Here is a 19,892-nt window from a genome sequence, read left to right as displayed (position 1 = left end):
GAGCTGTTTCGTTCATTATGATTAAAGTCCCCTAGATGAAGGGTTTAATCCCCCGGACAAGAGCGAACATAAATATTTTCTTACTAGTATTGCATATAGTAGATCATCATCTGTTGAACATTTTTACCTACCGACAGTGCCCGACTGTTACACTCAGATGTTCCTAAAGCCCTTGCTTTTTTTGCCATCCTTCGATTGCCCTCGATTCCTCCCTTATCGGGATTACTCATGGAAATAGTAGCTTCTTGTTCTTCTGCTGACCTTACTGACTCGTCGTAAAATCGATCGGTACTAAGCCTTTCGCTTTCCACACCGTACCTCTTCGCTCGTACTCGAATAACCTTTCTACGGCTCGCGATTTTGGGACCCTGATTCACGCTCAACCAAATACAAGGACACGTCAAGTCCTGAAGTCACGCCTCCCTCGCTCACTTAGCAAGGACCATCTTCAACCGACTCTTGCATTAATCGGAATTGCGCCGGTAGCTTCTAACGCATCCATACCTATATGATGGGTAACTGCATGTCTATCATTCAACAAACCTTGCATAGCTAGCAGCAATGAACCTCCACATACTGTACCCACAGTGACTTCCTATTGCTAAAAGCTTGTTTCATTATATTTGTTAAGCCTGTTTCCTTGGCTTGCCTTAATATATTCGGGATGGCATCTTCCGAATTTCCCGCCGGCTTACCCGCAGCTCCAGGCACCAAAATAATTACGGAACTATTCGGGTCTAATGTTGCTTGTGCTTCGAGGGCGGGCTCATTCATACCGCTCGGGACAGAACACCTACCTTCTGCGGATACAAATTCCACAGTAATTCTCCCTCCGGAGTACATTCCCGCGGCAGCGAATACTTCATATGGCGCTGTTACATCCAACTTTCTGACCACGGTAACAGGTCCAGGGACACCTTGCTTTTCTTTAGCATCTATAAATACTCTTTCATAGGTAACATTTTTTATTTTTTTAAACGCTCAGCCCTTCTTCTTGCTGACGTTTATTTTTTTGGATCGGAAAAACAATTTACATAACTTGACAGGACACCATATAGTGTCATATTATAAAAACATAAATAAGACACCAATTGGTAACCAATCAATTATTGATGAAGATGAGGAGAAGGGTGGAATTGAATAAGAAAAACGAAATGAGAGATGTTTATAGCGCCGTGGCCGATTCAACACGGCGTAAGCTGCTTCGATTATTAGCTGAAGCTGAAGAGTTGCCCCTCCATGAGTTAACGGAGCATTTCCAAATGGGACGTACAGCGGTTTCTAAACATTTGGCAATCCTGAAAGATGCTGATTTGGTAAGAGACCGAAAAGTAGGACGGGAAACCCGTTATCGTCTGAATGCTGAGCCGCTCAAGGAAATCGAAGATTGGGTATCTTTTTACACGAAATTCTGGAATGAAAGAGCAGAGCTTTTACGTCAATTATTGCAGGAGGATCAAAATGAAAACTGAAATTTCACTGGACTTTCAATTTGCAACTTCCATCGAAAAGGTATGGCATGCGTTAACCGATTCAACAATGTTGGCGAAATGGGTAATGGATAACAATTTTAAACCGATCGTCGGCTATAAATTTCAGTTTCGTACCGAGCCTACCAAGTATTGGAATGGTATTGTCGACTCCGAAGTACTCATTGTGGAGGAGCCATACAAATTATCCTACACTTGGGTTACTGCCGGTGAAAACACAAAGGTTACATGGACACTGAAAAAAGTGGACGATAACACCTATCTGCATCTTGAACATACTGGATTCCAAAGCGAGAGCCTATCATACAACGGGGCGAAATACGGATGGGTGAAAATGGGCAGAGAGCTCGATGAGGTGTTAGCAGGATTTAAAATGAATCATGTAAATTTAAGGAGGGGAACTCATTGACCGTCATCTCCATCATTCTTCAAAGTTTGTTGGCCGCTTACTTTGTATTCTCAGGTATCGTAAAAGTTATAGGCGCCAAATACTGGACCGATATTTTCGTAAACCTAAAATTGCCTCAATGGTTTCGAGTCGTCACTGGTATTGTCCAGTTAATCGGAGCAGCTGCACTTGTTATCGGCTACTGGATTGAAGGGGCGGTTGTATTGGCTGGCATCTGGCTAGGCGTTACAATGCTGATGGCGTGCCTAGCGCATTTCAGAGTAAAAGACCCATTCGGCAAAACGGCGCCCGCACTCGTATTTCTTGTATTAGTCCTTACACTATTCATTATGAATGCAAAGGACATCGTGCTTCCACTATCGTAAAATAGGTCATTAAAAGAATACGGGTTCTTGATTGACCCCATAAAAAACAACTTATCCTCCAGGTAAAGGGTTCCGCTTTTTTAAGTGCAATTCAAAAATAATAGTTTGAATGACAAGCTTCGTTTATCTTTGCCGGAGCTGAATATCTTCTGATTCCACTAAAGTCCCTTCGTATTAACTAGGGGCGCAATCCAATACTCTTGAATTGTGCCCTTTTGTGTAATTACCTTTATTAGATGGCATTATAAGCGAAATTTCATTTGTATTTCTATCTAATCAACGTTAAAAAATAAACTAAAAGGTTAATATACCTTTTCCTTTATCCACTCGAAAACTTCCAAAAAAAATGACTCCTGTCCAAAACTAGCTTGATCAACGAGTTGTTTTGGAAGCTATTTATGCAAACCCATATTTGAAATTAAAAATCTTCTTATCCTTTCAAGTAAAATACTAACTTGTTCAACTATTGAATCAGTACTTTCTGGTGTTGCATCTAATGTTTAAATTTCAGGTTTGAAACGCTCTTGTGTATTTCGGAAGCAGCGGAATAAAAAGATATTTTCAATAGCACCTAAAAAAGCCATTGCCAAACCCAACCTATTTGTCCTCTACCAAAAGCCTCTACTAAAGGTTGAATAATATATCCCACGAGTACAACTGTACCAACTCCGAACACCATTCGAATGATGCTTAATAAAGAGCGTCCATATTGATCCTGAGTCTTTAATGAATTTCCTACACCATAAGGAATGTTTACCGCTGTATAAGCTAATGTTAATAGATTATTTGTGATTACAATATATACGATCTGAACTGTCGAACTAGTATCGGGGACGGTAACCACAAATAGCATAAGGGATCGCCATCCAAAGTATCCAAGGACGTGCTTTAACATGCTTTGATTTTGTTCGGTAAACAATAATCCCTATTCCAATGTCTGTAATTACTTCAAGAAACCGAGAGAAAAAGATAATTGTCCCTAAAAAAGCTGTACGTATTCCAATAACATTAGTAAAAAAAGACTAAAAACATCGTTAACACATTCCGTATAATACCAGCAGCAAAGTCACCCCTCCCTAATTCAAAATCCTTATATAAAGACAGAACAAACGTTTACAGAAATTTCCTCAGTGTGGGTTTCCTGACAAAAAATGTTGTTGGTACACTAACTAGCAATTTCTATAGTGTAAACGTTTCATTTATATTGGAATTTCTATTTACTAATCTTCCTCCTTTTATGATGTTAGATTAACTAACATGTTTAATGAATACATATTTTGTTCATGTAAAAATAACATTATCAATTCATTAGAGGTGGTTAGAATATGGAAACGAACTATTACAAGGGCAATAAAAAAATTCTAATGTTAACAACGCTAGCTTTTTTCATTACTTTTGTCGTTTGGTTTAACATGGCTCCATTAATGTCAACCTTGAAAAGTACTTTTGGTCTCACAAATGATGAGGTAGCTATATTGGCTGTAGCAAACGTTGCTTTAACAATACCGGCTCGTGTATTAATTGGAATGCTTGTTGACAAATTTGGTCCAAGAAAAGTGTATTCTGGATTATTGATGATTTTAAGTATTCCTTGTTTTGCATTTGCCTTATCAAATTCATTTATCCAATTGATGATTTCAAGAATGTTTCTTGCTATTATAGGTGCCGGGTTCGTAGTGGGGATTCGTCTTGTATCAGAATGGTTCCCACCTAAACATGTTGGTTTCGCTGAAGGAATTTATGGAGGTTGGGGTAACTTCGGATCAGCAGCTGCCGCGATGATCTTGCCGACATTAGCAATCATATTTGGTGGGGAAGATGGCTGGAGATATGCAATTGGTTTAACAGGTCTTATCGCACTTGTATATGGGTTTATCTTTAGTCGTATAGTAAAGGACACGCCTGAAGGAATTGAATATATGCGTCCTAAGAAAAGTGGAGCATTAGAGGTTACCAGCTATAAAGATATGATCGGATTAATCATAATGACGTTACCTGTTTACGGTATCCTTGGGTTTTTAACTTATAGATTAGGATGGCAATTGAATTTCATTAGTGATGGAGTTGCTTATATCGTTTTTGCGGCATTGCTCGGACTTTTAATTCTAAATATTAACAAAATTCTTGTTGTTAACAAAGAAGCATTGAAAAATGGAATTCCAGAAAAAGAGAAGTATTCGTTTAAGCAGGTAGCAATTTTAGACTTCTCTTATTTTTGTACATTTGGTTCTGAGCTGGCTGTTGTTTCAATGCTACCATTATTTTTCGAACAAACATTCACATTAAGCATTGCCCAAGCTGGTTTAATTGCAAGTAGTTTCGCATTTATGAACTTAATGTCACGTCCAGGTGGTGGATGGTTAAGTGATAAATTCGGTCGAAAGAAGACGTTAACCATTTTAATGCTAGGTTTGGCATTAGGATATTTCGCTATGGCACAAATTGGTTCTACCTGGCCTATATGGCTTGCAGTCGTAATTACAATGTGCTGCTCATTCTTCGTTCAAGCAGGTGAAGGTGCAGTTTATGCTATGGTGCCACTCGTTAAAAAGAGAATAACAGGACAGGTTTCGGGAATGGTAGGAGCATACGGAAATATTGGTGCAACGATATTTTTAACAATTTTTAGTTTTGTTAGTCCTAAGGCTTTCTTTATTACGATTGGGTGTTCTGCGATTGTTTGCTTCTTGTGCACATTATTCTTGAAGGAGCCAGATATGGAGGCAATTGTAGAACAAACCTTTGAAAAAGATGAAGAAAAAAATGCAGAAAGAGTGGTATCTTAAAAAACAATTATTTTTCATTGTGTAGAGGTGATCCCTTGACTATTACACATTGAGACAAGGACACAGCGTTTCTCCATAGCGAGTGCATAAAACCCTCTCTTCCATGACTATATGGAGAGAGGCTTTTGTGAAATTTGTGAATGATTCTTCCCTTTTGTTATGGTATTCATTAATGTTTATACTATTTCTTGAAATGTTACTTTTACCCCCGATTGTGTCCATTATTCTGTTAAATCAGCCTGATTAAAAAAAGCGTATCTTCCTGTTGGGGAACCCGCCCGATAACAGAGATCGTTGGTTATAATTCATTGTGTAGCCTCCTGGTATATTGTTCTTTTTGCTGGCCAGCTCAAAGACAATCTTACCAAGAGGCTTATTTTTTTCTCAAATCGGATATTACTTTATCAGGAATGCTGCCCAGTTCTTGAATGAAGTGAAAGTTGGAGATCATTATAAAGATCTTCAGCTCTTGTTAGCAGTAGGTAAGCGTTTGAAGTTATCTCCAGCTTTTCCCCTGCTCCACACCATGGACGTGCTAGTTTCCCAGCATCCGGCGCTCCATCTAACGAATTGTACTAGACTATAAGTTCCTCGTTACCTTTAGACAGGAAGTATCTTATAATTCCTACTAAAAGCTCGCACTGTGGCATCCCTCCTGCTGGAGGCAATGTTCCCACGTTCCTACCCGATCGGTGCGATGAACGCTTGGAAAATAATCATTCCACTTCGCTAGACTTGGGGCTGTTCCTCCACTCCCATTACAGGAGATTCCTAGGTCATACCCCTACCCTCACAAGAATAAATGCCTTTCAGTATGATCTTTATGGCAACCGTTTCGGATAACAGTCCTTTATTTCAACGTTCCTTGCTTTCCAAGTCCCTTACAACGTAGCTATCCATTCTAGAATTAGGTGCTTCCTATAAGCCTGTGAGCTGGATATCGCCTTTGTTCGATATAGCGTGTTTCAGAGGGCGCACTTTTACTCCACACCACTCACGTCATCGTTGGATGACACATAAGTTTCCCCATGTTTTAAATCTAGACCTGTACATTCGGAAGTTCGTCAGTTCCTTTCTCAAAGAACATTCTCACCATATCTAGTTTTTCAGCCGTGCGGCATATCCGTTGGCATACCTTTCTGGCTTCAGCCTTCGTTCTGCCGAATCTACCTGTGCTTCATACCCTATAACCTGTCAGTTATAACGCATGCAGGAGTATTGACGGGATGGTTTCAAGAAACATGGCTCCATCATTCCCATCCTCCGTTGTAAAGTTGAAGTCTAAACTGTTAAACTCCCTGTATTTTCGCGCAGTAATGCGCTTATAACAGAACTTGTCGCGCGCGCCCTTTAATGGAGTAACAAAAGTAGAAACACAGACGAAAATAAGCTTATTATCTTCAACTAACGCCTCCGTTAAATGAAAAAATTCCAGTTATTCACCACTTACAATAGCTTCTACTTCTATCTCCACTAATAGTCTTGGGTCAATAAGTGCTTTAACCTCTACCATTGTGGCAACAGGTTGAATATCTTTAAAAAAATCTCTCCATGGGCGTTCCCAATATCTTCCCACTTTGAAATATCAGTTACAAACATTCTTGTTCTAACAACATCAGTTAAATTTGCTCCAACTTTACTAAGTGATTCTTCTATGGTTTTTAAAATGTATTTCGTTTGTTGGTACGCATCACCAACCCCAAATACTTCACCATCCTTCATCGAAGTAGTCCCAGCAACTTCAACACGTTTCCCCACACGAATCGCCCTACAATAACCAACAACTGGCTCCCAAGGCGAACCAGTTAATACCCTTGTCCTTTCGTTCATTTCAAAATCTCCTCTCTCTCTCATATATAACTAATTTTTATTATAATTTTTGTTCAACATTCCTGTCACGTTTGTTTAAGTACAAACCTTCGCAATCTCTTCTAAACTTTAATATAGATATCCAATTTTATTTGAATGGGTTGTTCAACAACTGGCCCTTTTCATAAAGAAAGACGCATTTCTTATTTCAGAAAAGCGCCCGATTCTTGAATTAACAATTAGCTTATAATAGCTGGTACAGTTGAACAAAAACAAGTCTATCTTATATATCCTCCATTATTTAAATCAAATGTTGCCCCTGTGTAATGCTTAGATTTATCTGATAATAAGAAGATAACTGTATCAGCAACATCTTTAGGCATTACAGGTGTATCGATGAGTTGGTGATTTAAATACTCCTCTTTTCTCCAATCAGGTATTGTACCCATCATCGCAGTATTAACCATCGTAGGCGCAACAGCATTAACTCGGATATAAGGTGAAAAATTCATTGCATTACTCTTAGTTAAACCTAGTATGGCAGCTTTTGATATCCCATAAATTGCATCTGAACTGCCTTCTATACCTGACACTGAAGACATATTCACGACCACTCCCTTACGTTGGTTTTGGAGTAATTTCCTCCCGAACATTTGTGAGAAATAAACACATCCCTTAACGTTTATATCAAGGACTTTATTAATTTCGACTACTTGATAATCAAGTATATTCTTTGCCAAATAAATCCCTGCATTATTTACTAAACTATCTACATCAGAATGTTCTGTTTCAACATATATAAAAAAATTGGCAACCTCTTCATACTTACTTACATCTAACTGAAATGTATGCAGAACATACTGGTCATCTGTTGACCGTTTTAACTCATGTAAGGAGGATTCATTAATATCACATGCAATTACTGAAGCTCCTTCAAGTAAACATTGTTTAACAATTTCTTTTCCAATTCCAGAAGCCGCACCCGTTATTATTACTTTTCTATTTTTAAGCACTAATAAAATCCTCTCACTTTTTTTACTTCCTCATTTAACTAATTTGTATCATGAGTGTTACCCATTTCTCTTTTCAACTAACCCTCCGCTAATCTAAAATTTGACGTTAAGAATATATCTACCCACCCTTTTCTATTTTACCTTCTTTTATTTAAGAATATGGACCGATTTAAAAAGAAAAGAATGGCCCCCGATAATGGAGGATCGTTCTGATAATTTCTGATCAGGAATATTCAAGAAAAGCCCCCGTTTGTTGAAGATGAGATGAATAAACGCTATAACTTATTACTCAAAGAATCCTCTAGGAAGATCATTTTCAAGTGTCAAATATAGGAAATCTTGTTCGCTACTAAATAGTTAATATGCATTAATACATTTCCAGGAGCTGTAGTTATCTACCTATTATTTCATTACACAGAAGCACAAAGAGTTCTTTTCGAACGCATATTTTTTATAAGCAACTCTAACAATACAGATTGAATCTGCACGTTCGGGAGTAAAATCACTGGACAAACAGCCCACGCGGCAACAGCAAAGAGGAATAATAACCAACAATTAATATCATCATCATTGAAATGTGGAGTTGAAACCCAATGCTTTATTACGTTCTAAAACCTATCGCAAAACTATGGATACAGTTGAAATTTCGAATCGAAATCATCGGACGGGAAAATATACCCGAGGATAAGACAATCATTATTGCTGCAAATCATGTTAGTAACTATGATCCCATTCTCCTTTGTTGTCTTTTAAAGAGAAAAATTTATTTTTTGGCTAAAGCCGAATTGTTTCGTAATCGTTTATTACACTGGTTTTTTACAAGCGTCCACACTATTCCTGTTGACCGAAAAAGCGGAGTCGTCATAAGGCCAGTTCGGAAGGCTTTAGAAGTAATTAACAATGGAGAAGTATTCGGAATTTTTCCAGAGGGAAAAAGATGTAAAAACAGGGAGATTGTTCAGCCAAAAAAAGGGGTTGCCTTTTTGGCGTATCACACGAAAACACCGGTTCTGCCTGTTTCCATTATTGGGGTAAAGAAAGGTTTCAGAACCCCAGTCAAAATTGTGATTGGATCACAAATACCGGTTACCTCTTTCGATGATTCAGATTACTCTTTCCTTTCTACCACTATTATGGATCGAATTAGAGAGCTTGGAAAACGTAATTCAATGCATCCAGTCGAAAATACAGTAAACGTACCTTCGAGTTATGTTAAAAACCCTTAAGTTGTCACCTAGCCCATAATCCTATTAATTGGAAACGATATCAACTAGAAAAGGTGGAACAATAAACTAAACATTCTAGGAAAATATTCCATCAAAACAATCTTTTCGTTATTTTATAAAGTACCCATAACTTTTTCGAGAGGATATCATTATGCAAATTACTTCCCTATTGTTTGGGCTGGTTATTGTATTGAATAGTGTTTTTTCGATTCTTATTATTTTTCGTGAAAAACGAGATCCTAGTTCCACATGGGCCTGGTTGTTGGTTCTATTTTTTATACCTCCACTCGGTTTTGTCTTGTATCTTCTTTTAGGACAAAACCTCAGCCGTTATCAGCTCTTTCATTGGGAGGGCGAATGCAAAAAAATGTTGAGAACCCAAATGGCCCAGCTCAATTCCCGCCAATTCCAATTTCGCAATCGATCTACAAGAAACAGCAGAGAATTGATATATATGAATTTAATGAACAATGATGCTGTCCTGACTGAAGATAATTCGGTTGAATTGTTTACGGATGGGCATGCGAAGTTTAACAGGTTATTTGAAGATATGGAAGGGGCAAAGGACCATATTCATCTCGAGTACTATATGATTAAAAATGACCAGCTCGGCAAAAAACTCATGGAAGTTCTAACGAAGAAAGCAAAAGAAGGAATTAAAGTACGTGTTTTATATGATGAAATAGGTTCGCGGGGATTGACCAAACGATTTTTCAAAGAATTTCATTCATCTGGTGGTGAAGCGGAAGTCTTTTTTCCTTCCAAATTTCACGTTTTCAATTTCCGACTGAATTATCGGAATCATCGTAAGCTAGTCATTATTGATGGAAAAATCGGATATGTAGGCGGATTTAACATTGGCAATGAATATTTAGGGTTACATCCAAAATTCAGTTATTGGCGGGACACGCATTTAAGGATACAGGGGACAGCCGTCCATGCGATTCAGACCCGTTTTATTCTCGATTGGAATCATACATCCCATTACCAACAGATTACCTATGATCCAAATCACTTTCTAGAAGATATTTCCCAAGGGAATGTCGGCATGCAAATTGTTACAAGTGGACCTGACTCTAAATTAGAACACATAAAATACGGGTACATCAAAATGATCTTATCAGCAAAAAAATCGATTCTCATCCAAACACCTTATTTTATCCCCGATTCGAGTCTATTGGATGCCCTTCAAATTGCATGTTCAACCGGAGTCGAGGTCAAAATCATGATCCCAAATAAACCAGATCATATATTTGTATATTGGGCAACCCTTTCTTATATTGGTGAGCTGCTTAAGAGCGGGGCGACAGTTTATATTTACGATAATGGTTTCATCCATGCCAAAACCATTGTTATAGATGAAGAAATAGCATCTGTCGGAACAGCGAATATTGATGTTAGAAGCTTCAAATTGGATTTTGAGGTGAATGCCTTTCTATATGATGAAGGAATTGCTCAAGAAATGGCAACAACATTTAAAAAGGACATAAAAGTGTCAAGGATACTGACTCTTGAAGAGTATCAACAAAGTCCACTATTGGTCCGTTTCAAAGAATCGATATCCAGGTTATTATCGCCTATCTTATAAAGCTGACGGAGGCTGCCTTCCAAAATGCCATGACAGAAAACCAATCTCCATTCAATAAATCCCATTAATTACCTCTAATAATCCACTTTCGGTTCCTCGATACTAACGTCGAAAAGGGAGGAAATAGAATGAAAGTACTTTTCTTGATGGTACTGTTCATCAGCATTCTGCTCATTATCTATAAAGCGTATAAAAATACTCAAAAAGTTACTTTAAATAAAGTCAATTTACCTATTCCAGATTCTCATCATCAACATGGCCCTCTTTTATATATTTTACAGATATCAGATATGCACATTGAACGCATTTCCATTTCCCCCGAACAACTTTACAATAAGGTGGCCGGCGAAAAAATTGATTTAATTGCTATTACAGGCGATTTCCTGGATAAAAAAAGTACGATTCCGAAACTTATTCCTTATCTAAAAGTCTTACAGCGATTAAATGCACCATTTGGATTATATGCCGTATTCGGAAATCACGATTACGTTTTGAAACAGAATGAACTTGAAATGTTGCGGGAAGTGTTGGAGAATCATGGCTGCAAAATACTCCAAAACGAACATGAGGTCATTTTTTTCGAAGGAAAACGAGTTAATATTATCGGTGTTGATGATTTTCACACAAAAAAAAGCGACCTGCACAAATCATTTTCCAGTCTGAAGGAAGGATATGACTTGGTCTTGACGCATGATCCCAACATTGTTCTGACTATGAAAGACTACCAATATGACTATCTTCTTTCAGGCCACTTCCATGGCGGACAAATTCACTGGCCTAAGCCTTATCATCTAGCGAAACTCGCACGGACAATGATGCAAATGAATATGATCAAAGGCCTTCTGTATTATGATGACAAACCTTTTTATATAAGTGAAGGATTAGGACAAACCTCTGTTAACATACGGATTGGAACTCGCCCTGAAATCACACTTCACCAACTATCTCTATACGAAATAGAAAAGGAAAAGGCTCTGTTGGCCGTTTACGATTGATCCTTTTTTAGATGTATAGGGAGCTAAGCTCTGCTATACCGCAAAATAGCTTTTCAAATATCCCGGTATCATTTGGCTATAAAAATGGATGACACAAATCATATCGATATATTAATCGAAAAATTACTCTTTTTCCCCAATTGCCCCGAAATAAGGTCTTTCTTTTGAGTTGAAAGCCATTTATGATGAATCACTAGCGTTTCAAGTATTAAAAACATTTGGACGATCCGCCTTCGTATGATGAGTATTTTTATGGCTTTTTCTATATCGGAAGTTTGTCGGGATTCTCGCCCCTGTTCTATCACTTTTCCAAATGAATAATTAAATGTTCCAATTCGTTGTTTCCAGCGTTTCTCCCTATACTATTTATCAGACCAATTAGAAGTGTAGATATAATAAAAACAATCGCAACAATAGACAAGCTAATATTTCTTTTTTTAATAAGACAATATACGCTTGCGAGTAAAGATACGAATAATAAAAAGTAATATAAAGACTAAAACCAAGAAGGTAATTACCAGATGGCGGAAAGATAGAAAGACTTTGAAATTTGACCTTAAATGAGGGTATCATTATTGTAGCCTTTTCAAATGTCTGAATGTACTGGTCAATTGGTAATTCTGAATCGTAAACTGCTAAGGTTATATGTGGTCTTATTTCTTCGATATCTGCCATATTCGTTGTAATTCCTTTTTCTTTCAACCCTTCCCATATACCCTTTACGTACCTTTCATTTTTTTTATCAAAAAATAATTCAATAGCATATTTCATTAGGACATCATCCCCTTTTAGTTGATTCTTCTAGTTAAGAAAAACAGCCAAAGATCTTCGACTATTGCCCCTTTGGCAGAATAAGCAACCAAGTAAAATTACAGTTATTTAAAGATAGATTTTAGCCCTTCAGGAACTTACGTATCAAATTATAGTGTTAGATGTATCATAATTTCTTTAACTTAGGTGAATTGTCCTGTGTTAACTCCAAAACAGACCCAGTTACAAATAGAAGGCTCTTTTTAGTCAGGAGTTTGACGGCTGTTATTTTCGGAAAACTTTTTTCGATAATTGCTTAATGCGTGCAATGGCCAAATATATCTGTAGCTGTGGTAGTGAATATAGAAACCGCCTGCCATCCCTTGGCCTTTCGGATATCGGGTCGTCCAGTCGTCTTTTTCACCATTTTTAATCAGATATAAAATTCCTCTATCAATTTCGGGTGTACTTTTATTCGAAACAGCAATCAACGCATCCAAAGCCCATGCCGTTTGTGTCAAGGTACTTTCACCTAACGGGATATACTTTCTTTCAATGTCGCTTCTGCACGATTCACCCCATCCCCCATCTTTATTCTGGATCGAATTAAGCCATTCAACTGCCTTCTGAACAGATGGTTCGGTCGTTGTTTCTCCGGCAGCAACCATGCCAGTCAAGGCGGCCCATGTGCCATAGATATAGCAGATGCCCCATCGCCCATACCATGAGCCTTCGTCTCGTTGGTTGTTTTTCAACCAAGTCACACCTTTTTTCATGATAGGTGAATCTTTATTAATTGAAGTGTAATTACCTAGGAACTCTAGCGTCCTCCCTGTCAAATCCGATGTGGAGGGATCTAGTAACAAATATTCAGCCCCTTGAATCGGAGCGAGAGCCAGCCATTTTTTGTTGACGCCGCGTTCAAAAGCAGGCCAACCACCGTCGTCATTTTGCATAGATAAAACCCATCTGATTCCTCGAATCCATGCTTGTTGATAGGAGTGTTTAACTTCGACCCACTTACAGATCGATCGAAGGCTTGCAGTGGAGTCATCTACATCCGGATTGATCGTATTGATATTTGAAAATCCCCATCCACCAGGCATAGTATCTGGATTCCTCAATACCCAATCTCCGAATTTGGTATGCTGTCGAGATAACAAATAGTGATTGGTGCGCTGTATGGCGGGATTTGAACTGGGTACACCTACGTCTTGCAGTACATGGGAAATAAGTGCTGTATTCCACACATTTGCAGTTGTATATTGCATATGAATATCGTCGTCAATCCGAATAGCCATACTTTTTAATCCGTCAATAGCATTACTGATCAAATGACCAGTCGACTTATATCCGAGAGCCTTCAATGCAAAAATCATTAAGAAGGTCGAACTGAAATAGCTTAGAAGAGTGCCATCAGGCTCAATCCGTTGGAGTATATATTGCTTAGCGGCATTCACTGCCTTTTTTGTTATCTCTGCTGGTTTGGCGGTTAGTTTTTGAAGCTGATCCTTCATAGAGTTAAGCAAATCACGCCAGTCTTCATTTCTTTTAACGGATCGATCCGTCCTGTGATTGACATATAAGTCAGAGAGATCAGGAGTACGAGAGGTTGTTAGTTCATATTTAAAATGTGAAAGAATGAGCAGGGGTGCTATATTAGCTCTCCCGAAAACAGAGAAGTCAAAGAAGTTAAGCGGGGTACTCTGTGGGAACAACATGATTTCGATCGGTAAAGGAATTAGTGATTTCCATGAATATTGACCCGTTATCGCTAAAAGGGTTTTGGTGAAGGTCTCTGCCCTCTCAATCCCCCCTTTTTCAATGATAAAGTTTTTCGCCGCTACTATACGCGGGTCATATTTATGGAGATATCCTGAATACATTAACGCGTAATAAGCTTGTATCGTAGAAGATAAGTCTCCTCCTTCTGCATCGTGAAATAACTTCCACCCGCCGTTTTGGTCCTGGTTATTAATGATACGTCGGACCAGTGCTTGGATCAACCTTTCATCATTTATTTCAAATGACCGTAATAATATGATCATATACGTATCTGTTGCAATTCCTGTTTCGAATGCATAATTCCATGAACCGTCATGAGCTTGGTCCCTTAACAAGATTGAAATGATTCGATTCATTTCGCGCTCGATACCATCTTTCAAATTCATCAACCTCCCATACAACCATACATATTCGGTTAATTCGATTCGAATTCATACGAGAGGAGCGGGTCATGAATTTCAAATTCAGCAAGAAAAATTCGCTTCATGAAAAGACTCCTGGGTATTTACTGCTTCTGAAAGAAGAACTTGAAGATAACATATCTAATCAGCCATCTTCACAAGACCTTTCAATTTCAAAAATATCAAAAGATGATATGAGGATCATAGAAGGTATCAAAACGAGAACAAGAGATTGGAACTTAAACAATATCACTAGAACCAAGGCTTACCTCGACTTTTATTTGCGGAATCCAGAAATTCATTGGGCTTTTTTAGGACATATGGTCTCCCGTAATGGTGGATGGAACATGACCGATTTGAAGGGTGAGTTCCTTCCCAGACTTCTGACGGAGAAAGAGCAGAAGGCTTTCTTTCTTTTTTTAGAACGAGGAAACTGGTTGATTTTCCAGGATGTTTTTCCGCAGCTGCTTCTTTATGAAAAAAGCCGACAGCTTCAGCGACCTTTATTTCATCTCCTGCCTTGCCTCTCGGTTTCACTCTTCATGGAGACGATTTGGAAATTTTTCTGGCGAGCTGATGATCGTCGCTTGTTAGCTATTTCAATGATTATCAATGAGCAAAGCTATTTAAAAGAAAAATTGATGAAAGATGAACAATATACTAAAGTTCTCAATACGATCGAATTCAGCCTACAGGATGTATTAAGCCTGAATCACATTCTCTTCCCCTTTGCTCGGAATGATAAGACAAAATTGATGGGACAAACACTGCACCATTTTACTTCTCTTCACGAAAGAATAGACTTAGGAAAACGAATGTACACATTACTGTTTTCCGATTCAGTGAAATACACGCATTTTCTTCAATGGGCAAAAAATAAAGCCCACACTGGATCAAGAAGTGATTATTGGCCCCACCTCTTCAAAAATGTGAAACAAACGATTCCTGGACGACTTTACAATCCACAGGTTAAAGGATGCAGTCTTAAATCGGGAGCAAGCCATTTGTACAGCCCTGCATTTCAATACGCCTGGGGAGATATCAACCATACAAAACCCTCGCGAGCAGATTGGTTCAAAGATACCAATGCGATCGATCACCTGATCAATATTCCAGAAAAAGTGGATGGAGAGATTCAGCATGCCTATTGTAAATCGCTTGAAAAACTCGCTTTTACGATTTTCACAAAGAAGGCAATCTTTCTCAGGAGAGAATAAAAATATAATCCCCTATTTTGTTGTAGTATTAGCCGGCACGTTGTCATGTACCTATCTGGAATTGCTTTTTTCAGGACTTGGCTTTTATTCGTTTCCCCAACGCCCTTTTCCTCAGCTATTCCCGATCGATATCCGTTTTACACTGATCGGGATACCGGTATTGACCTCTTTTGTCCTATTCGCTTTAACTGTATTGGAAAAACAATCACGAATCGTTTTTATAGTTGTCATCTCTTTCATCATGATGGTTGGTGAAATGGTCGGCGAAAAAGTAGGTTTGCTCGAACATAGCGCTCACTGGTCTCATGTATTTTCCTTTTTCGGATATATGCTCTTCTTTATGATGCTTTGGTTATTGTTCAAGTGGTCAGTGCGAAAAATCTCTTGAAACGTCCATTTGAATCTCAGACTTTCGAATGAGAAAACTTTCAACTTATGAAGGATTTCACTTATTAATAATTAATTTAAAGTAGTAGATGAGAGGTATCGAATTTAAAAGGAGAGTGTATTCATGGCAGAATCGATCCTTGTTGGTCCACTTGAAAAGTTGAAAAAGGATGGCGCGAAAATCGTAAAAGATGGGAACAATGGTATTGCTGTGTTTTTCCATGAAGGAGAGCTTCACGCAGTAGATAACCGGTGCCCTCATATGGGTTTTCCCTTACATATGGGCAGCCTCTGTGACGGAATTCTAACTTGTCACTGGCACCATGCACGATTCGATGTAAAAAGCGGTGGGACGTTAGATCCTTGGGCGGATGATGTACCTACCTATCCTGTAGAAGTTAGAGATGGTGAAGTATGGGTAAAGACCGTGCCACATCATAAAGTCACCGTGGAAAAATTACAGCTGCGGCTCAGGGAAGGCCTTGAGCAAAGCTTAAGCCTGGTAATCGCAAAAGCGGTCGTAGGATTGGTCGATGCAGGAATAGAACCAGGTGAAATTGCCAAAATCGGGGTGGAGTTCGGGACGAAACATCGACAAAGTGGCTGGCGATCAGGACTCACAATTTTAACAGCAATGACAAATATCTTGCCCAAACTTGATAAAACCGGACAGATTCTTGCTTTGTATCAGGGCCTTGTACATGTTGCCAGGGAAAGTTCAGGTATGGGAACGCGATTTTTACTAGGCTCCCTTCCTGGAACCGATGAAATGGAAACACAATCTGTCGATACGTTGACCACATGGTACCGTCATTGTGTAGAAGTCCGTGATTCACAAGGTGCTGAAAGAGTTTTGCTTACTGCGATCGAATCGGGTTGGTCAGAGGATCAATTAGCTGATATGATGATGACCGCAGTTACTGATCATTTTTATATCAATACTGGTCATACCGTTGATTTTCATAATAAGGCCTTTGAAGTACTCGAACATGTCGGTGATGATTATCGTCCTTTTGTCCTTACCTCATTACTGCCGGGGATATCGGATGTTTCGCGAAGTGAGGAATCTCACAGCTGGCAATCACCCGTAAACTTAGTTACTCCATTAAACGAAGCTTTTGAAAAGCTGCCACATATCATTGGCTTAAAAAAATCGATGAATGTACAAAAGTTTGATGAAGAAGCAATGGTCGAACAATTGTTGTCTGATCAGCCAATCGAAACGGTCGAAATGATGCTGGATGCATTAGAGTCAGGAGTCTCTCCGGTTCGACTTTCACAGTTAGTCGCTTTGGCGGCTGCCGAAAGGATTACGAGATTTCACACACAGAATGATTTCAGTGATTGGATCACTGTCCTTCATACATTCACTCATGCCCATGCGGTTCACCAAAGTTTAACACGTTCTACAACGGTTGAATTGACAAGGGCTGTTTTCCACGGCGCGATGAGCGTCTATCTCGATCGGTTTTTGAATATGCCATCAGCTAGAAAACCACAACCTGTTGAAGGAATCACCGAACCACAGGATCCTTCAGAATTGCTGGATCTCATGAATAAGCAGCAACAGGTAACAGAAAGTGCACGTTGGGTGATGACTTATTTGGCCCGTGGCGGTGAAAAAGGACCCCTCTATAATACGTTGGGCCATGCATTGTTAAGAGAAGATGCCGAATTCCATTCATTTCAGATGTATGAAGCTGGTATCGTTGAACATGATTACTGGGCAGACGAAGACTCGCCTCTATCGGAGCGAGCACAGGAAACGCTGATCATTGCGATTACCCGGTATTTAGCGGGGCATGCTCCAACGGCTCGGGAAATGCCACACACAGCCCGCATTGCGATGAGACTTCATAAAGGTGAAAAACTTTTTGAGGAAGATTAATTTGACGAACGAGCATGCAGGCTGTTCCTGCTCCAATTGGGTGTATGTTTAAGAGACAAGTATACAAATGCCTATTTTTAAGGTTTTTCGTCCAAATTTGTAGACCATCATTTTTCGTCCACATATATTGCTATTGTGTCGATTAACTTTAGGAGGATGAGAATATGAGTGGTAAAGGTTTTGGCCATGGACGCATTTTTGCATTGATTGTCGTTTTATTCATCTTGTTGGTGATCATCGGAGCAACAGCATGCGGTTATGGTGGTTATGACGGTTACGGCGGCGGCTATGGCGGATGCTGCGACGGAGGATATGGCTACTAAAATTTAAGATATTTTTCCAGAGGGCTTCGTTTCCAGAGGTCCTCTTTTCATTCTTTCTGTTGTTATGGAACATGAAAAAAAAGCTCCCATTCGAGAGCTCCATGCTATTAATGATTCGTCCCCGGTATTTCACAACCTTCGGGACCGCAATCCGCTTCCTCTTCTCGCTCTTTTTTTAACTGAGCTTGTTGCCATTCGATATCAATCGGTTCTTTGAATTTCTCGGGATACCGGATATACCAGCGTTGTTTGCGAATCAAAAAGTTATCAGGATCTAAACGGATGGCATCATCCAATTCCTTAAGGGCTTCATCTTGTTTATCGCTATTTAAATATTCCATGCCCAATTTGAACTTCGTTTTCGCCAGCTCTATTTCCATCTGTTGCTGAGCAGATTTCGGTTCATAGTAAGTGTCCTCTAGTTCTACTTTCTCAACTTCGCCGTTTATCAGTTTTTCAATAGCTTGGACATGTTCTTCTTCCCCGACTTTGAAACCTTGTTTTACAAGACGGATCGTACCTTCTTCATCTACGAAAATTCCATTTGGAACAATTTTAAAACCAAACAGATCCGAAAGGGCATTTTCTGTATCGACTACTGTCCGGAAAGTTGTACTACCAACATAAGGTTTTACTACCTCTGGTCCTTGCAGATCAACCGCTACCGATAATATCTCGAAGTTTTCGGTTTTATATTTTTCATAAAAGTCCTGCCATCCAGGCAGATGTTCCCTACATCTTCACCAGGACGCCCACATGAAAATCAAAGCCTTTTTACCGTGTAATTGTTGAGTTGAATAGGCTTGTCCATCCATGGCTGTAAGTGTAACCGATGGCATTTTTTCCAGTAACATCTGATCACTCCTTTAATTTCATATAATTATTTTTAAAATTATAAAAAATTAAAATCTTTATGGAAATTGAAACATATACTGAAAGTAATATCAACTATTCATCCTCGAACCTGTAAAATAAGACAGGTTATGAATTAAAAAAGGAGTGCTGCCTATGAAAAATGCCCCTAATTACGGTGAGTTCTATCAAAGGTCTTTGGTTTTGATCGGGGAAGCTGACTCTGTTTCAGTCCAGGAAAAATCAAAATGTGATTTTTATACCCACTGGCTCATCGCCCTTGAAGGAACTGAAATGGATAAAGAAACCGGTGCATATCAATGGAATGTCTTTGTCTTCCCTTCTAAAAAGTGCGGGGGATTCAACTACAAGAAACCATTCTACGTATCTAAATGCTTCCAATCGATTCATGAGGCCATTGACTACACCGTTCAGCTCGAAAAGAAGGCAAAAGGAGATCAATTGTATACCATTTCAAGCTAAAAAGAGAAAAAATCAACCGTGATTTTTCCCCTCTTTTTAAACATATATGTGAACCAATGTACAAAGTAAGACGAATACATATAACGTAGCTTCTCCTCCTCCTTTCCAAACTTCAGATTTAACCC

At 38.9% G+C, this 19,892-nt stretch carries 19 protein-coding genes and 2 pseudogenes; 12 read left to right on the top strand and 9 right to left on the bottom strand.

The annotated features are described in order from the left end of the window. Positions 1–83 precede the first annotated feature (83 nt). Positions 84–311 (bottom strand): hypothetical protein, encoded by a 228-nt coding sequence (locus ACJROX_RS16695; RefSeq protein WP_408006340.1) that lies wholly within the window; start codon positions 309–311, stop codon positions 84–86. Between the two features lie 241 nt (positions 312–552). Continuing rightward, positions 553–897 (bottom strand): hypothetical protein, encoded by a 345-nt coding sequence (locus tag ACJROX_RS16690; RefSeq protein WP_408006339.1) that lies wholly within the window; start codon positions 895–897, stop codon positions 553–555. 257 nt (positions 898–1,154) lie between these two features. Here ACJROX_RS16690 and ACJROX_RS16685 point away from each other — a divergent pair, with 257 nt between their 5' ends. The 3 genes from ACJROX_RS16685 to ACJROX_RS16675 are packed head-to-tail and all read left to right on the top strand — an operon-like array spanning position 1,155 to position 2,264. After that, positions 1,155–1,472 (top strand): ArsR/SmtB family transcription factor, encoded by a 318-nt coding sequence (locus ACJROX_RS16685; RefSeq protein WP_408011688.1) that lies wholly within the window; start codon positions 1,155–1,157, stop codon positions 1,470–1,472. Continuing rightward, complete coding sequence (locus ACJROX_RS16680) at positions 1,462–1,899, top strand: SRPBCC family protein (protein WP_408006338.1); 438 nt, start codon at positions 1,462–1,464, stop codon at positions 1,897–1,899. The genes ACJROX_RS16685 and ACJROX_RS16680 overlap by 11 nt, the downstream gene beginning before the upstream one ends. Further along, positions 1,896–2,264 carry a DoxX family protein gene (locus tag ACJROX_RS16675; protein WP_408006337.1) on the top strand — a complete coding sequence of 123 codons (369 nt, stop codon included), beginning with the start codon at positions 1,896–1,898 and terminating at the stop codon, positions 2,262–2,264. Before ACJROX_RS16680 ends, ACJROX_RS16675 begins: the two co-directional genes overlap by 4 nt. 571 nt (positions 2,265–2,835) lie before the next feature. Here ACJROX_RS16675 and ACJROX_RS16670 read toward each other — a convergent pair. After that, positions 2,836–3,235: pseudogene (locus tag ACJROX_RS16670) on the bottom strand (MFS transporter). Between the two features lie 354 nt (positions 3,236–3,589). Here ACJROX_RS16670 and ACJROX_RS16665 point away from each other — a divergent pair. Beyond that, on the top strand, positions 3,590–5,050 hold the full coding sequence (locus ACJROX_RS16665; protein ID WP_408006336.1) for a NarK family nitrate/nitrite MFS transporter: 1,461 nt from the start codon (positions 3,590–3,592) through the stop codon (positions 5,048–5,050). 1,435 nt (positions 5,051–6,485) lie between these two features. Here the strand turns inward: ACJROX_RS16665 and ACJROX_RS16660 are convergent. Together ACJROX_RS16660 and ACJROX_RS16655 are read right to left on the bottom strand one after the other, a co-directional pair. Further along, positions 6,486–6,880 (bottom strand): annotated as a pseudogene (locus tag ACJROX_RS16660) (RidA family protein). A 257-nt stretch (positions 6,881–7,137) separates the two neighbouring features. Beyond that, positions 7,138–7,872: an SDR family oxidoreductase gene (locus ACJROX_RS16655; protein ID WP_408006335.1), complete on the bottom strand. Its 735-nt coding sequence runs from the start codon at positions 7,870–7,872 to the stop codon at positions 7,138–7,140. A 593-nt stretch (positions 7,873–8,465) separates the two neighbouring features. Here ACJROX_RS16655 and ACJROX_RS16650 point away from each other — a divergent pair. The 3 genes from ACJROX_RS16650 to ACJROX_RS16640 all read left to right on the top strand — a co-directional run bounded on the left by ACJROX_RS16650 (position 8,466) and on the right by ACJROX_RS16640 (position 11,681). Beyond that, entirely contained in the window at positions 8,466–9,098 is a 633-nt protein-coding gene (locus tag ACJROX_RS16650) for a lysophospholipid acyltransferase family protein (protein ID WP_408006334.1), read from the top strand. 151 nt (positions 9,099–9,249) lie between these two features. Beyond that, complete coding sequence (gene cls, locus ACJROX_RS16645; RefSeq protein ID WP_408006333.1) at positions 9,250–10,686, top strand: cardiolipin synthase; 1,437 nt, start codon at positions 9,250–9,252, stop codon at positions 10,684–10,686. Between the two features lie 128 nt (positions 10,687–10,814). After that, positions 10,815–11,681 carry a metallophosphoesterase gene (locus tag ACJROX_RS16640; RefSeq protein WP_408006332.1) on the top strand — a complete coding sequence of 289 codons (867 nt, stop codon included), beginning with the start codon at positions 10,815–10,817 and terminating at the stop codon, positions 11,679–11,681. A gap of 378 nt (positions 11,682–12,059) precedes the next feature. On the opposite strand, the gene ACJROX_RS16635 is transcribed toward ACJROX_RS16640, so the two are convergent. Next, positions 12,060–12,452 carry a hypothetical protein gene (locus ACJROX_RS16635; protein ID WP_408006331.1) on the bottom strand — a complete coding sequence of 131 codons (393 nt, stop codon included), beginning with the start codon at positions 12,450–12,452 and terminating at the stop codon, positions 12,060–12,062. 242 nt (positions 12,453–12,694) lie between these two features. Further along, positions 12,695–14,602: a squalene--hopene cyclase gene (gene shc, locus ACJROX_RS16630; protein WP_408011687.1), complete on the bottom strand. Its 1,908-nt coding sequence runs from the start codon at positions 14,600–14,602 to the stop codon at positions 12,695–12,697. Positions 14,603–14,667: 65 nt separating this feature from the next. On the opposite strand from shc, the gene ACJROX_RS16625 reads away from it, so the two are divergent. The 4 genes from ACJROX_RS16625 to ACJROX_RS16610 all read left to right on the top strand — a co-directional run bounded on the left by ACJROX_RS16625 (position 14,668) and on the right by ACJROX_RS16610 (position 18,432). After that, complete coding sequence (locus ACJROX_RS16625; protein ID WP_408006330.1) at positions 14,668–15,834, top strand: DUF2515 family protein; 1,167 nt, start codon at positions 14,668–14,670, stop codon at positions 15,832–15,834. Continuing rightward, complete coding sequence (locus ACJROX_RS16620; RefSeq protein ID WP_408006329.1) at positions 15,758–16,222, top strand: CBO0543 family protein; 465 nt, start codon at positions 15,758–15,760, stop codon at positions 16,220–16,222. Before ACJROX_RS16625 ends, ACJROX_RS16620 begins: the two co-directional genes overlap by 77 nt. Before the next feature lie 123 nt (positions 16,223–16,345). Beyond that, positions 16,346–18,109: a Rieske (2Fe-2S) protein gene (locus tag ACJROX_RS16615; protein ID WP_408006328.1), complete on the top strand. Its 1,764-nt coding sequence runs from the start codon at positions 16,346–16,348 to the stop codon at positions 18,107–18,109. A 164-nt stretch (positions 18,110–18,273) separates the two neighbouring features. Continuing rightward, on the top strand, positions 18,274–18,432 hold the full coding sequence (locus ACJROX_RS16610; RefSeq protein ID WP_408006327.1) for a YjcZ family sporulation protein: 159 nt from the start codon (positions 18,274–18,276) through the stop codon (positions 18,430–18,432). 107 nt (positions 18,433–18,539) lie between these two features. On the opposite strand, the gene ACJROX_RS16605 is transcribed toward ACJROX_RS16610, so the two are convergent. Both ACJROX_RS16605 and ACJROX_RS16600 read right to left on the bottom strand, forming a co-directional pair. Beyond that, entirely contained in the window at positions 18,540–18,812 is a 273-nt protein-coding gene (locus ACJROX_RS16605) for a hypothetical protein (RefSeq protein ID WP_408006326.1), read from the bottom strand. 360 nt (positions 18,813–19,172) lie between these two features. Next, positions 19,173–19,286: a TlpA family protein disulfide reductase gene (locus ACJROX_RS16600; protein ID WP_408006325.1), complete on the bottom strand. Its 114-nt coding sequence runs from the start codon at positions 19,284–19,286 to the stop codon at positions 19,173–19,175. 154 nt (positions 19,287–19,440) lie between these two features. Between ACJROX_RS16600 and ACJROX_RS16595 the strand changes: the two genes are divergently transcribed. Further along, on the top strand, positions 19,441–19,767 hold the full coding sequence (locus tag ACJROX_RS16595) for a hypothetical protein (protein WP_408006324.1): 327 nt from the start codon (positions 19,441–19,443) through the stop codon (positions 19,765–19,767). Positions 19,768–19,892: the final 125 nt, after the last annotated feature.

Source organism: Pseudalkalibacillus sp. A8 (assembly GCF_045920555.1).
Taxonomy (GTDB): Bacteria; Bacillota; Bacilli; order Bacillales; family Fictibacillaceae; genus Pseudalkalibacillus.
This window is presented reverse-complemented; position numbering and strand designations above follow the sequence as displayed.

Excerpts from the sequence above, each read along its gene's own strand:
- ACJROX_RS16685 (WP_408011688.1), top strand. The coding sequence starts at position 1,155 with ATGAGAGATGTTTATAGCGCCGTGGCCGATTCAACACGGCGTAAGCTG.
- ACJROX_RS16680 (WP_408006338.1), top strand. The coding sequence starts at position 1,462 with ATGAAAACTGAAATTTCACTGGACTTTCAATTTGCAACTTCCATCGAA.
- ACJROX_RS16665 (WP_408006336.1), top strand. The coding sequence starts at position 3,590 with ATGGAAACGAACTATTACAAGGGCAATAAAAAAATTCTAATGTTAACA.
- ACJROX_RS16650 (WP_408006334.1), top strand. The coding sequence starts at position 8,466 with ATGCTTTATTACGTTCTAAAACCTATCGCAAAACTATGGATACAGTTG.
- cls (WP_408006333.1), top strand. The coding sequence starts at position 9,250 with ATGCAAATTACTTCCCTATTGTTTGGGCTGGTTATTGTATTGAATAGT.
- ACJROX_RS16640 (WP_408006332.1), top strand. The coding sequence starts at position 10,815 with ATGAAAGTACTTTTCTTGATGGTACTGTTCATCAGCATTCTGCTCATT.
- ACJROX_RS16635 (WP_408006331.1), bottom strand. The coding sequence starts at position 12,452 with ATGAAATATGCTATTGAATTATTTTTTGATAAAAAAAATGAAAGGTAC.
- shc (WP_408011687.1), bottom strand. The coding sequence starts at position 14,602 with ATGAATTTGAAAGATGGTATCGAGCGCGAAATGAATCGAATCATTTCA.
- ACJROX_RS16625 (WP_408006330.1), top strand. The coding sequence starts at position 14,668 with ATGAATTTCAAATTCAGCAAGAAAAATTCGCTTCATGAAAAGACTCCT.
- ACJROX_RS16620 (WP_408006329.1), top strand. The coding sequence starts at position 15,758 with ATGCCTATTGTAAATCGCTTGAAAAACTCGCTTTTACGATTTTCACAA.
- ACJROX_RS16615 (WP_408006328.1), top strand. The coding sequence starts at position 16,346 with ATGGCAGAATCGATCCTTGTTGGTCCACTTGAAAAGTTGAAAAAGGAT.
- ACJROX_RS16610 (WP_408006327.1), top strand. The coding sequence starts at position 18,274 with ATGAGTGGTAAAGGTTTTGGCCATGGACGCATTTTTGCATTGATTGTC.
- ACJROX_RS16605 (WP_408006326.1), bottom strand. The coding sequence starts at position 18,812 with ATGGAAATAGAGCTGGCGAAAACGAAGTTCAAATTGGGCATGGAATAT.
- ACJROX_RS16600 (WP_408006325.1), bottom strand. The coding sequence starts at position 19,286 with ATGTTACTGGAAAAAATGCCATCGGTTACACTTACAGCCATGGATGGA.
- ACJROX_RS16595 (WP_408006324.1), top strand. The coding sequence starts at position 19,441 with ATGAAAAATGCCCCTAATTACGGTGAGTTCTATCAAAGGTCTTTGGTT.